A 16,272-nucleotide genomic window follows, 5' to 3' on the forward strand; every position below is an offset into this window, starting at 1 on the left:
TAATCACATTACCTTTTTAATCAAAAAAACCTAGGCATCTACCTAGGTTTTTTGATTATTTTATTGCGCCTGCATTCCTACTATTGGAATCGTAGCCCACTTCGGCATATTTTTCTTTACTTTCGCCACCACAATAGTCATATCATCATTTATATAACCATCACCAGAGCGAATTACTTCTTCCATAATAATATCAGCGATTTCCTGTGGGTCCTCTGTTTGTAGTTCTTTAATTTTACGTTTTATCCATAATTCGTGATTCTCCACATGTTGCGCTCCCTCAAAGATGCCGTCACTCATCATGATAAGAAGATCACCCGTTTTTAATTGCTCACCAACCACATCAACTTCAACATCTTCAATGATTCCCATCGGCAAATTACTTGCCTCAATTTTCAAAATATTATTTCCGCGTTTAACAAAACTCGGCGTCGATCCAATCTTTAAAAACTTCGCACTCGCATCCCGCAAATCTACCATAGCCAAGTCAAGCGTTGTATACATCTCCTCTGTCGTCCTTAAAGAAAGAATCGAATTGATGGACTTAATCGCTATTTCTTCATCAATACCTGATTGAAGTATCTTTTGTAATAATTTTACCGTTTCCCTACTCTCCATATGAGCCCTTTGTCCATTTCCCATACCATCACTAATCGCAAGTGCATATTTACCAACGCTCAAATCCATCATCGCGTAGGAATCACCTGAAATAAACCCACCACCTTTTGCAGCTGTGGCCAATCCTGTATCAAGAGAATACGTCTTCGCTGAACCAAATGATATTAAACTGTGCCCATTTGGATATGAGGATTTCTCTTCATGCTTAACGACGATATTCTCTTTTAAAATATCTGAAAGCATTGGAGCAACCAACTTCTCACATTCCCCATGTTCATTAGATGCAGCCGGAATCAACATTTCAATATCAATACTTCCTCTATCTAAACAATAAATATCAACATGCTCCACTTCGACACCAAAATCACGAAACGCTTGTAAAATTTGCTCCTCCTGCGCTTGATGGTTCTCTCTTTCTCGTTGTATCTCCTTAGCGAAATCCTCCATCACTTTTGATACACCTAGTAATTGCTCCGCTACAATTCTACGATTTTCCTTCATTTGTTTTCTTAATTTCTGCCCCTCATAGAAGTGATCTAATTCACCCGCTACTAAATCCGTTACTTTCTTCCCTCTCACACAATGCTTGTCCCATTCACGAACTAACTTCCGATTATGCTGCAGCGTTCCTTCTTCTGTTTCACTCATTATTTGTTTCATATAATCGTATGTTTTATCAAAATTAACTACCCAACATTGATCCTTCTTAAAGCATGTTTGACATGTTTTTGCAGTAATTGTACTTAAAAATAAATCAGCTTCTGTTTCTTTATCTTCCTCCTCCACATACCCGTATACAGAAAAGCTATTAGACAAAGCAGCAAATACATTAGCAAATTGATTGATTTTGTTTGCTGTAACATCGCGCACTCTTCTTAAATATTGTTGTTGATCCTGTGAATGTTCCTGTGTACCCGGCATAAATTTAGCAATACGATCCATAACAAGCTTCGGTGTTAATAAGAAGAAAACAATCGCTACACCAGATTCAATTAAAGTTGTTACAATACTTGTTTGCTTGTCTACATATAATGTAATTAAGCTTGTACCAATTAATAAACCTAAACTAACTCCTATACGCTTCCCTTCTTTTAACAATCCCCCAAGCAATCCTGAAAAGGCAAGGAGACTAAGTTGAGACAAGCTCGCCACATTTGCTAAACTTAATATTAACCCAGTGACAACCCCTACCGTGGACCCTGTAGCTGCCCCTGCAATAAAGGCAAATACTAATACTAAATATCTAGTGAAAATATGTTGAATAGAAGCATCATAAACAAACCAATCCGTTGTGCCCGTTAAAACAGATGCTAGTAATATAATTAAACAAACAATTTCTTCTGTTTCTAACGCTTGTTGCTTCCCTTTCCTTTCCACTAAAAGCGGAACACTTTGTAAAAATATCATCGTTAATACGAAGCTAAGCCCCGCTTCGATCGTACTGACGAGCAGATCATACATGGTGACGGTTTGCTGTGCAAAATATACAACAACTAAATGTGCGGTTAATGCGGAGATAAATACTTGGAATGGTACAAGTCCAACAGTTTTACGTGTAAACCGACTAAAGAAGATATTATAAATAAAGAAGGTAAAGATAGATGCAAAAGTAAAAAATAAATTATCTATTGAAACTGAAAGTGCTCCCCCCATTAGGGCTAAGAACGCGAGCGGCATTTTATCTCGCTTCATAACATAAACAGCAGCAAAAAACGGCAATGCAAACGGTAAAATGTTTGTTAATATATATGCTCGTCCCAAAAGAAAACCAATAACAGCAATAATGAATCCCCATCTAAAGAAAACTTTTTCAAACTTCATTCGCAACTTACTCGTCCACTTTATTGTTCCAAGCTGACTTTCATTCATCGCCAATGCACTTGTATTCATAGTATTCCTTCCTGCTTTAGGCATATTTTTAACACCACCTGCATAGTTTAATTACTGTTATTATAAAAGATGATTATTGGTTTTTTTGTCAAAACAACAGTTTTGACTTTTATAATCGTTCGACTTTTTATTCGAAATAAATCTACATATATACATAGTATTTAATTTATTTAAAGAGAGTTGAAAGAATCTTCAGAAAATATAGGGTGATTTTGTAGAAGTATTGTACGTCTTAATTTATATTTAACAAAAAAAGACCATGCAAATTTGCATGATCTTTTTAGATGACCCGTACGGGATTCGAACCCGTGTTACCGCCGTGAAAGGGCGGTGTCTTAACCACTTGACCAACGGGCCGTTAAATTAAATATAGCGGCGGAGGGGATCGAACCCCCGACCTCACGGGTATGAACCGTACGCTCTAGCCAGCTGAGCTACACCGCCATGTCGTCGTATTTAACGGACAATTAGTATATTACATCAGATATATTTTAAAGTCAATACATCTCAAAAACTTTTTTAAAAATATATTCTCTCACATAAAAAAGTACCCGAGTAATTACTCTGGGTACCTCTCTATATGTTAAGAATTAAACGGACTTATTATCCGCGACGTGCGCCACGGCCACCACGTTTAGATTCTGTGTTACGCTTTAAAGAAGTTAAACGATCTTCACTATCTTTTAAAAAGCGTGCCATCTTTTGCTCAAATGTTTCTTTTGGAGCTCGTTCGTTACCGCCACCGCGGTTATCTCTGTTGGAAGAACGATTATTACGTTGTGGACGTCCAGAACGTTGTTGATCACCACCACGTTGGTATTCACCGCGTGGACGATCTCCTTCTGTTTTTTCACGTTCTTTCGCTTTCTTAATAGATAGGCCAATTTTGCCATCTTTTTCAACATTGATAACTTTTACTTCTACTTGGTCGCCTACTTTTAAGTGATCGTTAATATCTTTCACATAATTATCAGCAACTTCACTAATATGAACAAGACCTGTTAAGCCTTCTGGCAGCTCCACAAAAGCCCCAAAATTTGTAATACCTGTTACTTTACCCTGTAACTTGCTGCCTACCTCGATTGACATAAAAAAAATGCTCCTCCTTAGTGGTTAAAAAGTCAAATTTTACTTTATTATATATAATCCTAAAATACAGTGTCAATAAGACATACTCTACTTAGAAACAGGAAAAATTATCTCCCCTTTTCCGGAGAAGAAATAATCCCTTCTAGCAATCTTTAAAACGTACTCTTCATCATTCAACTTTTGAACTTCATCTTTTAGATTCTTTTCTTTTTTCGTTAATGAATCCAGTTCTTTTTTCATGTCCTTAACTTTTGCTTCTTTTGCTTTAATGGAACTGTTTTGTTGATAAAACGTCACACTAATACTAGCAATAATTGTAAAAGCAAAGACAAGAAAAACCGCTAAACGGCGATAAAGTCGCTTCCTGTTCTCATCCGTTTGTATTATATGTTCTTTAACAGGATTTGGACTCTGTTTGTCGATTGTTCTTTGTCTCAGTTCCCTCATTTCCGAGGTCCCCCTAACTTCTTTTTTATACGCACCCATAATTGGAAGATATGTCCCTTCAATTTTGCTACATATTGCAGGAACCCTACATGCTTCATTATAAAAAGTTTAACACGATTAGGGAGAAGTTTCCATATGAGCGAAGCAATAAACCGAACAGGCGAGAAAAAAACTTTCCATATGAAAAGTAATATCCAAATCACCATTTTCCATAACACATGTCCAATTGAAAGCAGTATACGAAATAAGAATAATATAAATGCAATAAATAGCTGTGCTATAATAATAACAGGTTTTATCATGAGTAGCTGTATAATTCGAACAAAAAATTGTGTTGTTTGTACAAAAATATAGATGAGAAAATTTAACATCTTCATGTATAGTGCTTTCAATAAGCTTTGATATGCTGCAAAACCACATAGTAACGCCAAAAATACATATATACGTAGTTCGGCTTCATTTACACGCAGTAATACATAAAAAACGAATAATGCTTGGACAATCCAAAATAGTATATCATGTATAAATACAAGCCAACGTTTACGCTCTTGGCGCTTTAAAAACCGTTGGTATGTATCTAAAGAAGCACCAATCCAAGCACCCATTCCAATCATCGAAAGCATTGTATACAACTGAATTGTTAGGCTCATTTAAACAGCTTACTAAAGAAGCCTTTAGTTTTCTCCCCTTGGTTCTCATCAATATACAGCATTTCATGAACTTTCCCTTTAATTGATACAATACCCTTTTCTACATCTAAATTCTTCATTTGCAAATTTTGACCACGAATTGTTAAAAAACCCATTACAGTCTCGAGTAAAAACTCTTCGCTATCAAAACTCTCTACCTGCTTTACACCGGTAATATCAATTACACGCCTGCCACGCATAATAATATCATGCTCTACCGAAACATTTTGTTGATTAGAAGACATAGGTGAGTAACCATTATTCACGAAAATCCCCCCATAGCTTTATACTAGCTAATAGTAATGTATGAAGGGCTAACCTATTTTAGAACAAGCCTTCTTCCGCTTTCACCTTTTCCTCACGAACGAGACTATACATGTTTGCTGCATCTTCTTTTTTAGTTGTTTCTTTCAATTCATTTACTTTCACAGTTACTATTTTTTGCCCGAAACGAATTGTTAATTCATCCTCTACCTTCACATCTGAACTCGCTTTTGCCACTTGGCCATTAATCGAAATTCTTCCTTGGTCAGACACTTCTTTTGCTAATGTTCTTCTTTTAATTAAACGTGATACTTTCAAAAATTTATCTAGACGCATATCAAATCCCCCTATTAACGCTCTGTTTGTTTTGCCTCTTCCCATAAAATATCTAACTGTTCTAATGATAAATCTTGCATTTCCTTATTCATTTCAGCTACTTTTGCTTCCATGTATAAAAAGCGATCCATAAATTTCTCATTAGTTGAACGTAACGCTTCTTCTGGATCTAATTTATAATGACGAGCTATATTCACAAATGCAAATAGTAAATCACCAAATTCACCTAGCATCTTTTTCTCATCCATGTTTACAACTTCTTGTTGGAATTCTTGCCATTCTTCTAAGGCCTTCTCTATCATCGGCTGCACATCAACCCAATCAAATCCAACCTTTCCAGCTTTCTTCTGAATTTCATAAGCACGCATTAGTTGTGGCAAGCTTTTTGGAATACCCGCTAAAACAGATTCTTTCACGAATCCCTTTTCTTGTTTTTTAATTTCTTCCCAATTTGCAATCACTTCATCAGCATTATTTACATCCGTATCCCCAAACACATGCGGATGACGACGAACCATTTTCTCAGCTAAAGTCCGAATAATATCATCTATAGAGAACCAACCTTCATCCTCTCCAATTTGGGCATGAAGCATAACTTGTAATAATATATCACCTAGTTCTTCTACTAAATGATCATCATCCTCTTCATCAATTGCTTCTAGCACTTCATACGCTTCTTCAATTAAGTATTTCTTTAAAGATTGATGAGTTTGCTTTTTATCCCATGGGCAACCATTCGGTCCACGAAGATCAGCAATAATTGCTCTAAGCACATCAAACTGCTGATATAAGGACGCACGTTCCTTAACTGGCGGTACATACACACTCGTTAAATTATTTAATTCTGTTTCGTGATCTAACATGTATAACGATACCTTTTTCACTTGCTCGAATGAAGTCCCTGCAGCTGTTACGATATACACTTCGTAATCATCTGGCAAAATCTCCATTAACGTTAGCTTCACATCTGAAGCAACGAATGCATCATACACTTGGCAAAAGATTAAATGTTGACGTAATTCTAATTGTCCTCTTTCAAATGATGTAGCATCAATTAATTGGAACCCTTCAATCGGATCAATTTTTAGACTTGCAAACATCGGATCAAGGAAACTTTGTCCACCTTCAATTCGCACTTCAATATTTGCTGCTTCTCCTTTTTCCAAAAGTAGCTGAACTGTTCTTTCTGCTACAAGCGGATGACCTGGAACAGCATAAATAATTTCTGCGCCTTTAGCTTGTTCTAGCAATGTATTCGCAATTGTTTCATATACGATTTCAAATGTATCATGTGCCTCATATACATTATCAAAGGCCGTATACTTTATAGCTTCTTTCTCCAATTCTTCTATAACTGGGTGCTCCTTCGTTCTAACAAACATATGGTCTGCTTCTTTTATCTTTCGATATACACCCATTGTTAACTGATCTAACTCACCAGCACCTAATCCTAAAATAGTAATGATTCCACTCACAACCAGTCACCTCTATCCACTCTTCTTCAATGAACCTTCTTTTTTCTCTTGTTTCATAACGGTTCCTAATTCTTCTTTTGTAAATACACGTAATTTTAAAATTAAAAACATATATGCTAATCCACCGATAGCTACACCTAACAGCGCTTCAAGCGTCGCAATTCCTCTATGTCCTGTATCAATTACTAATCCGGACATTCGTAACATACGCATAAAGATTATTAATACAAACCCCATACCGATACCACTAATAGCTACACCTAACATATTCCGCCTATCAATAAGCGACTCCGATACAGCTCGCATAAGTAACACACTATTTAGCAAGGCAATTACAATAAGCGCAACTAAAGTTGCAATTGCAGCTCCCTTTACACCAAAATACGGCATTAATATATAGTTTAAAACTAACTTCAAACAACCTCCAAATACAACGAATATTGCTGGTTTTAATGTTTGTCCCACTCCTTGCAAAATGGAAGCAGTTGTAATTGACAATGAACTAAATAAAATAGATAAAGATAAAATCGATAACACATCTGATCCATCACTATTTTCAAACAACATAATATTTGTAGGTTGAATAATACAAGTTAATCCAATAGCAGCTGCAGATCCAATAACAAATGTTATTTTCATTGCTAACTTTACCTTTTCTTGAATAAATGAAAGATCTCCTCTTTCTTTCGCCGCTGTAATAATAGGAATAAGTGACAATGAGAAAGAAGTTGTCACAACAGTACCTAATTGCATAAGCGGGATACTTCTATCATAAACACCTTTTAGTACCTTTGCATTTTCAACTTGCTCTCCCGCACGAATAAGCAAAGTATACAAGGAAATAGAATCCGCCATTTGTATAAAAATAAGGACTAAATTACTAACACAAATCGCTAATCCCTGCCAAAAAAGGATTCGAACAATCCCTTTTTTATTTCTAATTTCCTTCCATCTTTTGAAGAAAATAGCATGGAAATCATGACGCATATAAAGTAAAAGTACGATAATCCCAATAAGCCCGCCTGCAATTGAACCTAGCATGGCACCCGCACCAACTGTATATAAATCAAATCCATGAGCAATAAGGAATAGTGATAAAAATACAATAATAGAAACACGAATCGTTTGTTCAATTACTTGCGAAACAGCCGTCGGCATCATATTATTGAAACCTTGAAAATATCCTCTCGCTACAGATAAAAATGGCATTAGTAGGAATGAAAACGAAATAACACGTAATAATTTATCTAAATGTATATCGCCCATAGCCGATGCAATTGTTTCGGCCCCAAAGAATAATGTGAAAAACCCTATAAATCCAATTCCTAATAAAAACCAAAAAGATACACAAATAATTTCTTCTGCTTCTTTTTGTTTTCCTCGTTCTAATCTTTCTGCGACCATTTTTGAAATAATAATGGGAAACCCATAAGTAGCTAAAATCAAACAAAATCCATAAAACGGATAAATTTGTTGGTAAATATAAAAACCAACATCACCCGCTATATTTTGATATGGAATACGGTAAAAAGCGCTTAATACCTTCGTAACAAAACTTGCGATTGTTAATATAATAGCCCCACGCCAAAAGGCTTGGTACTTCTTCGCTTCCATACAAGAAAACTCCTTTTTCTATTCTCACCCCTCGTATTATATCACAAAGAAAAAACTGGCTCTCCTTCATATTCCTTACATTCACTGACTTCTTTCAACAGCAAAAATATTCAATGAAAAAAGGTAGCAAAGCGCTACCTTCGTTCAATATACTTATATCTCCAAGTAGTTAATTTCTCAAATAGAAATATCATAATTAGGAAAGATTGCTACTTATAGAAATTACACTTCGCTACTGCTCCATTTGTTTCGCTAAAAAGCTTGCAGCTGTATTTACTGATTTATGCTCTACTTCACTTATAATAGCCTCTTTAGAGAAGATAACGACAGCTCCGATTGGATCTCCATTTGCAATAATCGAGCCAATTGTATAAGAGCTCACTTTTTCTGTTACTCCATCAATAATTGAAATTTCGCTTTCATCTGTCATAATTACAGACTTACGCTCTTCCATTGTCTTCTCAATTAAATCGCCAACACTTTTATTTAAGTATTCTTTTTTAGATGCGCCTGCTACTGCGATAATAGAATCACGATCGCATACAAGCACATTATGTCCTAAGCTATCGTATAAAGCTTCCGTATATTCCTTTGCAAAATTACCTAGTTCACTAATTGGAGAATATTTTTTCAAAATCACTTCTCCATCGCGATCAACAAATATTTCTAGTGGATCTCCCTCACGAATACGTAAAGTTCTACGAATTTCCTTCGGAATTACTACCCTGCCTAAATCATCAATTCGACGTACGATTCCAGTTGCTTTCATTCTAATGCTGCCTCACTTTCTACTGATGATCAAAGTGGTGAATTTACCTGTTCATGTAAAAATCACCAACTATTAAACATAGTATTTTACACATTAGTTCTTCTATGCACGTCGAATTGTATTTTTTATCTTATATTAGGCATTTATTACTTCTTTTTTTACATCTGGCAAGCCTTTTAATAAATTTTCAGCAATTGTTAACCATTTCGACGTCTCTAATCCATTCGTTTTCATCACAATTTTCAATTGTGACCCCTCCATACCAAGACCGATCATACGGCCAAAACTACTTCCTAGCATGAATAATTTTCCACCATCTATATTTTGGCTCGCTTGTTCAGAAAACAGGAATGTTACTTCAAATTTATTTTGCTTAATTAACTCAATTTTTTCTTTCATCGCCAACACTTTAATGTTTGCAATTTGTAATAAATAACCAACTTCTTGTGGATAATCACCAAATCTGTCGATCATCTCTTCCTGCAACTCTTCAATATCTTCAATTGCAGAAATACCTCTAAATTGTTTATACATCATAATTTTTTGTTTACTATCTGAAATGTACGCATCCGGTAAATACGCATCTACTTCTAAATCAATTTCAACATTAACGGTATTTTCAACTCCGTCTGTTCCTCTACGTTGCTCAATTGCATCTTTTAACATTTGAGAATATAGATCAAATCCGACAGAATCAATAAATCCATGTTGTTCTGCCCCTAACAAATTACCCGCACCACGAATTGATAAGTCTCTCATCGCAATTTTGAAACCAGATCCAAGCTCTGTAAACTCTTTAATTGCTTGCAGACGCCTCTCTGCAACTTCCGATAACACTTTATCACGTTTGTATGCAAAGTATGCATACGCGACGCGATTAGAACGCCCAACACGACCACGAAGCTGATACAACTGCGATAATCCCATACGATCTGCATCAAATACAATTAATGTATTTACATTCGGAATATCTACACCCGTCTCAATAATTGTTGTACTTACAAGAACATCATGCTGCCCTTCTAAAAACGATAGCATAACAGACTCTAATTCACCTTCATTCATTTTCCCATGTGCGTATGTTACACGAGCATCTGGAACTAACATCGAAATTTCATCTGCTTTTCTTTCAATATCCTCCACACGGTTATATAGGAAGTAAATTTGACCGCCTCTTGCTAACTCTCGCTCTATCGCTTCTCGCATTAACGCTGGATTATACTCTACTACATATGTTTGTACTGGGAAACGATTCTCTGGTGGTGTCTCAATAACAGATAAATCGCGCACACCAAGCATAGACATATGAAGTGTACGTGGAATCGGAGTTGCCGTTAATGTTAACACGTCAACATTTGCTTTCAATTGTTTAATTTTTTCTTTATGTGTAACGCCGAATCTTTGTTCTTCATCAATAATAAGAAGTCCTAAATCTTTATAAGTAACATCTTTAGATAAAATACGATGCGTTCCGATTACAATATCCACCGTTCCATCTTTTAAACCTTTAATCGTTTCATTTTGTTGTTTTCGTGTGCGGAATCTACTTAGTAACCCTATATTAATCGGGTAATCTTGAAAACGCTCCCGAATTGTTTCATAGTGTTGTTGTGCAAGGATTGTTGTTGGTACTAAAATCGCAACTTGTTTTTCATCCATAATTGCTTTAAATGCCGCACGAATAGCTACTTCCGTCTTTCCATATCCTACGTCACCACAAAGAAGCCTATCCATCGGACGTCCGCGTTCCATATCTTTCTTAATCTCTTCAATAGAACGTAATTGATCCTCTGTCTCTTGATATGGGAATAAAGATTCAAACTCTTGTTGCTCTGCCGTATCTGGTGTATATGCATAACCTTTCGAAGCTTCACGCTCGGCATATAATTTAATTAGGTCATCTGCAATGTCTTGTACAGATTTTTCAACTTTCGTTTTGACCTTCTTCCAATCATTTCCGCCTAATTTATAAACTTTTGGTTCCTTACCTTCAGACCCTACGTATTTTTGCACTTGATCAATTTGTTCAATTGGAACGTATAACTTATCATTACCTTGATATTTAATATTTAAATAATCTTTATGAACACCATTAATCTCTAATGTCTCAATACCTAAAAATTTACCTATACCATGATTTACATGAACTACATGGTCTCCAACTTTTAATTCCGAATAACTTTTAATACGTTCAGCGTTAGATAACTTTTGCTTACGTTGTGATTTTTTAACCTTCTTATGAAAAAGCTCCTTTTCAGTAATGACAACAAACTTTTGCATCGGCATTTCAAAGCCTGCATGTAAATCACCTACAGCAATTTGTAACCTTCCAGGCAATAAGATATCTGTCGCCTCTACAATGTCTGCATCAATATCATAATCACTTAAAATATGTTGTAGTTTTTTTACACGTTCATCATCTGTTCCAAGCACAACGGTCGTAAAATTACCTTCATTCCATCTATCAATTTCAGTTTTTAACAAATGCATCTGTCCGTGGAAATCTTGCATCGTTTTACATGTCACATTTACAATATTTTGAGGATGTGTGTGTGCTATATGGCGTAAGAATAACGTTAAATATACAAAACTTCTTTTTTTATTATGAAGAAACTCCTCAAACGAGTGGGAGAAAGATAAATCCTGAATAATTGTTCCTTCGCCAAGAAGTGAGATATACCATTCCGCTTCTTCTGTTTCAAGATGTGATGCTGTTTCTTGAATACGGGAAATCTCATCTAAAATTACAACACCATTTTCTGGTAAATGATCTATCAGACTAGCAGGTTCTTTATAGAAAATAGATAAATATTTAAACATTTGTTCTATACTCTGCCCGTTTTTCAACATTTCAATTTCATGACTAACCGTCTCAAGCACAGTAGTCTTTAATTTATCATCGGAAAGCTTTTGCATCGTCTTAGTCAAACCTTCTTCAAGATGCTTAATTCCCGATTTCAATTCTTCCTGTGAAAATAAAAACTCTGTTGCTGGACCGAACTTAACACTTTCCTTTTTATCTTGAGAACGCTGTTCATCCACATCAAACAATCGAATAGAATCGACTTCTGTATCGAAGAATTCAATACGAAACGGTAATTCTTCCGTTAATGGGTAAATATCTAATATTCCCCCGCGTAAACTGAACTCTCCTGGAGCTTCTACCATTGACTTACGCTCGTAGCCAATATGATGTAAAGTATGCAAGAGTGCATCTAAATCAATCTCTTGCCCTAGATTGATTTCAATTTGCCTTTGCTTCCATAATTCTTTTATTGGTAAAAACCTACGCAGCCCTGCAACTGGCGCTACAATAATCCCATTCTCTCCTGCAGCTAAGCGATTTAACACTTCAATACGCTGTGCCTTCAATTCTGGACTTGCAACACCAACCTCCGATGCTATCAATTCATTTACCGGATATAGCCAAACATCTTTTTCACCAAGTAACGCCACTAAATCTTCATGTACTTTTTGTGCCTGGTATAAATTGTGCGTCACGATAAGTTGTGATTGCTTTGTCTTTTTATATAAAGCTGCCATTAATAATGAACGAGAGGATGTTGCCATACCCGATACAAGTTGTTCTTTCAACCCATCTTCTAGCCCATTAATAACCGATTGTATTTCTTCATTTTTATAAAATTGCTCTAATAAACCTATCATTTTCAAAACTCCTCTCAACATAAAGAGCAAGTTACTATATTTTATGCAAATATTTTGGAAAAAGAAAACAGAAAAATGCTTTGGACACGCCAAAGCGACAACATTTTATTGCAGAAATTTTTCATATTCATAATACTCAGGATAAGATGCGAGCGTTTCTTGACACGATTCACAAATCGTTTTTATATATATATTTCCATTCTCATGAAAATGAATCATATCCACTACTTCTTGCTCTGTTAGTTGAAACAAAACGTCGCTATATACTTTTTCTGCGATAATGGAGCCCACATTACTTCCACAATGTCTACAGTAATAATAACCTTCCATACTAGCCTCCTAAATATCCAATTGCTACTAGTATGGGATAAAACAAAATAAAATATTCCAGATTGTGCGCTTAACTATTAAAAGTATTCATGATTTGGAGAAAAGGTTTATTTAACCATTCCTCACATGCATCTGCTGCATTTTCAATGGATTGATTAACGCCAGATATTTCTTCAGATGTAAAACGTCCTAATACGTAATCCACTACTTTTATCCCATTTTTCGGACGATCGATTCCCATGCGGATACGTTGAAATTCTTGTGTTCCTAAATGTGAAATTGTTGATTTCACACCATTATGTCCACCCGCACTACCTTTCATGCGAAGGCGTAATTTACCTACAGGAATATCTAAATCATCGTACATAACAATGAAGTCCTCGACATCAATTTTATAATAATCCATGAGTGGACGGATACTTTCCCCAGATAAATTCATATATGTAAGTGGCTTTAGTAAGATTACTTTTTCCCCATTAACAAAACCTGCGCCAAATACCCCTTTAAACTTTTGTTCATTCAAAGAAATACTCCAACGTTTTGCAAGTTCATCGATTGCCATAAATCCAATATTATGCCTTGTTAATTCATATTCTCTACCTGGGTTCCCAAGTCCTACTATTAATTTCATTCTTGTACCACTACTTTCTTTTTTCGATACGAAAAGACGTAACCAAGCTTGGTTACGTCTCATTCTATCCAATTAATTGAATAATACACTTACAGATTCTTCTTCGTATACACGAATGATTGCTTCTCCGATTAATGGAGCAACTGAAAGTTCATGTACTTTATCAATTTTCTTCTCTTCTGGTAATACGATAGAGTTCGTTACAACTAACTCTTTAATATTCGAATTTTGAATACGCTCAATTGCTGGACCAGATAATACTGGGTGTGTACAGCAAGCATATACTTCAGAAGCACCGTTCTCAACAAGAGCGTTTGCTGCTAATGTAATTGTACCAGCTGTATCAATGATGTCATCAATTAAAATTGCTGTTTTGCCTTCGATGTTACCGATAATGTTCATTACCTCTGATACATTCGGACGAGGACGACGCTTATCAATAATAGCGATTGGCGCTTTTAGGCGATCCGCCATTTTTCTAGCACGCGTTACACCACCGTGATCAGGAGATACGATTACGATATCTTTAAGGCCTTTTGCTTCAAAGTAGTCTGAAAGAATCGGTACACCCATTAAGTGGTCGATCGGGATATCAAAGAATCCTTGAATTTGCGGAGCATGTAAATCTAGAGTGATTACACGAGTTGCACCTGCTGTTTCAAGCAAGTTTGCTACAAGTTTCGATGTAATTGGTTCACGAGAACGCGCTTTACGGTCTTGACGCGCATAACCATAGTAAGGAATAACAATATTAATTGTTTTTGCAGATGCACGTTTTAATGCATCAATCATAATAAGTAATTCCATGATATGTTCGTTTACTGGGAAGCTTGTAGATTGAATAATGAATACATCGCAACCACGGATACTTTCTTCAATGTTAATTTGAACTTCTCCATCACTAAAACGATCAACAGAACATTTTCCTAGTCCTACTCCAATATGCTTTGCGATTTGCTCAGCAAGTTCCTTATTAGAGTTTAAAGAGAATACTTTCAAATTAGAATTTAGATATTGAGTCGACATCTAGATTAACCCTCCACATTATGATTTTTTCTTATTCAGCAATTGATCAACATAGTCTTCTTTGTTAACTTGACGTGCACGTGCTACTGATAATGCTTTTGATGGAACATTCTCTGTTATTGTAGAGCCTGCTGCCACATAAGCACCATCTTCAACTGTTACAGGAGCAACAAGGTTTGAATTACATCCAATAAATACCCCGTTACCAATTACAGTTTTAAATTTATTCTTGCCGTCGTAGTTCACCGTAATTGAACCACAACCAAGATTCACGTCTTCTCCAACTTGTGCATCCCCGATATAACTTAAGTGTGAAGCTTTACTTCTATTACCAAAAACAGTTTTTTTGATTTCTACGAAGTTTCCAACGCGCACTTCATCTCCAATAACTGAATCTGGGCGAATATGTGCAAATGGACCAACTGATACTTCTGTACCAAGTTTGCTGTCATGTACAGTAGATTGACGAATTACCGTACGATCTCCAATTTCACTATCGCGAATTACTGTATGCGGTCCAATTTCACAATCAGAACCAATTACAGTGTTCCCCTCAATAACCGTTCCTGGGTGAAGAACTGTATCACTACCAATAATTGCATCCGCAGAAATGTATGTGTTACTTGGATCAATAATTGTAACACCATTTACCATGTTCTTTCTGTTGATACGATTTTTCATAATAATTTCCGCTTGCGATAGAGCGACTCTGTCGTTAACACCTAACGTTTCATCGAAGTGCTCTGTTTGATAAGCTGATACAATATGACCTTCATTTTTTAAAATTTCAATAACGTCCGGAAGGTAATATTCGCCCTGTACATTATCATTTGAAACTTTAGAAAGTGAAGCAAATAAAGCTTTATTATCAAAACAATACGTACCTGTATTGATTTCTTTAATAGCTAATTCTTTTTCATTTGCATCCTTATGCTCAACAATCTTTTCAACATGACCATTCTCATTACGAACGATACGGCCATATCCAGCAGGCTCTTCTATGTACGCTGTTAGTACCGTCGCCATTGCTCCCGCTTCTTCGTGTTGCTGAAGCAATGCTTCCATCGTTTCAGCAGTTATTAGAGGTGTATCACCACAAATAACTAAAGTTGTTCCCTCTTCATTTGCAAGTACACTTGCAGCTTGATCGACAGCATGAGCTGTACCAAGTTGTTCTGCTTGTAATGCAAACTCACTTACGTTTCCTAGCTGTTCTTGTACCTTTTCAGCACCATGTCCAACGACTGTTACAAGTTTCTGCAATCCTAATTGAGATACTTCATTGACTACATGTTGTACCATTGGTTTTCCACATACAGGATGCAGCACTTTGTATAGCTTGGACTTCATACGTGTGCCTTTACCTGCAGCTAGAATCACTGCAAATCTGTTTGACATATAGACCCTCCATCGCAACCTATTTATCCA

At 36.0% G+C, this 16,272-nt stretch carries 14 protein-coding genes and 2 tRNA genes; all 16 read right to left on the minus strand.

Annotation, left to right across the window (positions count from 1 at the left end):
- Positions 1 to 60: 60 nt before the first annotated feature.
- Positions 61 to 2,532: a stage II sporulation protein E gene (gene spoIIE, locus CQ058_RS26475; RefSeq protein WP_002091571.1), complete on the minus strand. Its 2,472-nt coding sequence runs from the start codon at positions 2,530 to 2,532 to the stop codon at positions 61 to 63.
- Between the two features lie 261 nt (positions 2,533 to 2,793).
- Positions 2,794 to 2,865: transfer RNA gene (locus CQ058_RS26480), tRNA-Glu, on the minus strand.
- Positions 2,866 to 2,878: 13 nt separating this feature from the next.
- A tRNA-Met gene (locus CQ058_RS26485) sits at positions 2,879 to 2,952 on the minus strand.
- Between the two features lie 159 nt (positions 2,953 to 3,111).
- The gene (locus tag CQ058_RS26490; RefSeq protein WP_002009683.1) at positions 3,112 to 3,597 is read right to left on the minus strand and encodes a S1 domain-containing RNA-binding protein; all 486 of its coding nucleotides are present in this window, start codon (positions 3,595 to 3,597) and stop codon (positions 3,112 to 3,114) included.
- A gap of 87 nt (positions 3,598 to 3,684) precedes the next feature.
- Positions 3,685 to 4,044: a cell division protein DivIC gene (divIC, locus tag CQ058_RS26495; protein WP_002091572.1), complete on the minus strand. Its 360-nt coding sequence runs from the start codon at positions 4,042 to 4,044 to the stop codon at positions 3,685 to 3,687.
- Positions 4,041 to 4,694: a spore cortex biosynthesis protein YabQ gene (gene yabQ, locus CQ058_RS26500; RefSeq protein ID WP_002091573.1), complete on the minus strand. Its 654-nt coding sequence runs from the start codon at positions 4,692 to 4,694 to the stop codon at positions 4,041 to 4,043. Before yabQ ends, divIC begins: the two co-directional genes overlap by 4 nt.
- The gene (yabP, locus tag CQ058_RS26505) at positions 4,691 to 4,978 is read right to left on the minus strand and encodes a sporulation protein YabP (RefSeq protein ID WP_003186823.1); all 288 of its coding nucleotides are present in this window, start codon (positions 4,976 to 4,978) and stop codon (positions 4,691 to 4,693) included. Before yabP ends, yabQ begins: the two co-directional genes overlap by 4 nt.
- A 79-nt stretch (positions 4,979 to 5,057) precedes the next feature.
- Complete coding sequence (locus CQ058_RS26510; protein ID WP_002009677.1) at positions 5,058 to 5,333, minus strand: RNA-binding S4 domain-containing protein; 276 nt, start codon at positions 5,331 to 5,333, stop codon at positions 5,058 to 5,060.
- A gap of 14 nt (positions 5,334 to 5,347) precedes the next feature.
- On the minus strand, positions 5,348 to 6,808 hold the full coding sequence (yabN, locus tag CQ058_RS26515; protein ID WP_002009675.1) for a bifunctional methyltransferase/pyrophosphohydrolase YabN: 1,461 nt from the start codon (positions 6,806 to 6,808) through the stop codon (positions 5,348 to 5,350).
- Positions 6,809 to 6,820: 12 nt separating this feature from the next.
- Positions 6,821 to 8,422 (minus strand): putative polysaccharide biosynthesis protein, encoded by a 1,602-nt coding sequence (locus CQ058_RS26520; protein WP_002191384.1) that lies wholly within the window; start codon positions 8,420 to 8,422, stop codon positions 6,821 to 6,823.
- A 232-nt stretch (positions 8,423 to 8,654) separates the two neighbouring features.
- Entirely contained in the window at positions 8,655 to 9,191 is a 537-nt protein-coding gene (gene spoVT / locus CQ058_RS26525) for a stage V sporulation protein T (RefSeq protein WP_002009670.1), read from the minus strand.
- 135 nt (positions 9,192 to 9,326) lie between these two features.
- A complete protein-coding gene (gene mfd, locus CQ058_RS26530) occupies positions 9,327 to 12,857 on the minus strand; it encodes a transcription-repair coupling factor (protein WP_002191383.1) in 3,531 nt (1,176 codons plus the stop codon).
- Positions 12,858 to 12,962: 105 nt separating this feature from the next.
- Positions 12,963 to 13,187, minus strand: coding sequence for an anti-sigma-F factor Fin family protein (locus CQ058_RS26535; protein WP_002091576.1), 225 nt, complete (start codon positions 13,185 to 13,187; stop codon positions 12,963 to 12,965).
- A 70-nt stretch (positions 13,188 to 13,257) separates the two neighbouring features.
- On the minus strand, positions 13,258 to 13,818 hold the full coding sequence (gene pth / locus CQ058_RS26540; protein ID WP_087943057.1) for an aminoacyl-tRNA hydrolase: 561 nt from the start codon (positions 13,816 to 13,818) through the stop codon (positions 13,258 to 13,260).
- A gap of 72 nt (positions 13,819 to 13,890) precedes the next feature.
- Positions 13,891 to 14,844, minus strand: coding sequence for a ribose-phosphate diphosphokinase (locus CQ058_RS26545; protein ID WP_002091580.1), 954 nt, complete (start codon positions 14,842 to 14,844; stop codon positions 13,891 to 13,893).
- Between the two features lie 18 nt (positions 14,845 to 14,862).
- Positions 14,863 to 16,242, minus strand: a complete 1,380-nt coding sequence (glmU, locus tag CQ058_RS26550) for a bifunctional UDP-N-acetylglucosamine diphosphorylase/glucosamine-1-phosphate N-acetyltransferase GlmU (RefSeq protein WP_002091584.1) — start codon at positions 16,240 to 16,242, stop codon at positions 14,863 to 14,865.
- Positions 16,243 to 16,272: the final 30 nt, after the last annotated feature.

The sequence above is a fragment of the Bacillus sp. MYb56 genome (assembly GCF_002976445.1).
Lineage (GTDB): Bacteria > Bacillota > Bacilli > Bacillales > Bacillaceae_G > Bacillus_A > Bacillus_A mycoides.

Bases quoted from the DNA above. Each gene is read 5' to 3' on its own strand.
- spoIIE (WP_002091571.1), bottom strand. From the start codon at position 2,532: ATGCCTAAAGCAGGAAGGAATACTATGAATACAAGTGCATTGGCGATG.
- CQ058_RS26490 (WP_002009683.1), bottom strand. From the start codon at position 3,597: ATGTCAATCGAGGTAGGCAGCAAGTTACAGGGTAAAGTAACAGGTATT.
- divIC (WP_002091572.1), bottom strand. From the start codon at position 4,044: ATGAGGGAACTGAGACAAAGAACAATCGACAAACAGAGTCCAAATCCT.
- yabQ (WP_002091573.1), bottom strand. From the start codon at position 4,694: ATGAGCCTAACAATTCAGTTGTATACAATGCTTTCGATGATTGGAATG.
- yabP (WP_003186823.1), bottom strand. From the start codon at position 4,978: ATGTCTTCTAATCAACAAAATGTTTCGGTAGAGCATGATATTATTATG.
- CQ058_RS26510 (WP_002009677.1), bottom strand. From the start codon at position 5,333: ATGCGTCTAGATAAATTTTTGAAAGTATCACGTTTAATTAAAAGAAGA.
- CQ058_RS26520 (WP_002191384.1), bottom strand. From the start codon at position 8,422: ATGGAAGCGAAGAAGTACCAAGCCTTTTGGCGTGGGGCTATTATATTA.
- spoVT (WP_002009670.1), bottom strand. From the start codon at position 9,191: ATGAAAGCAACTGGAATCGTACGTCGAATTGATGATTTAGGCAGGGTA.
- mfd (WP_002191383.1), bottom strand. From the start codon at position 12,857: ATGATAGGTTTATTAGAGCAATTTTATAAAAATGAAGAAATACAATCG.
- CQ058_RS26535 (WP_002091576.1), bottom strand. From the start codon at position 13,187: ATGGAAGGTTATTATTACTGTAGACATTGTGGAAGTAATGTGGGCTCC.
- pth (WP_087943057.1), bottom strand. From the start codon at position 13,818: ATGAAATTAATAGTAGGACTTGGGAACCCAGGTAGAGAATATGAATTA.
- CQ058_RS26545 (WP_002091580.1), bottom strand. From the start codon at position 14,844: ATGTCGACTCAATATCTAAATTCTAATTTGAAAGTATTCTCTTTAAAC.
- glmU (WP_002091584.1), bottom strand. From the start codon at position 16,242: ATGTCAAACAGATTTGCAGTGATTCTAGCTGCAGGTAAAGGCACACGT.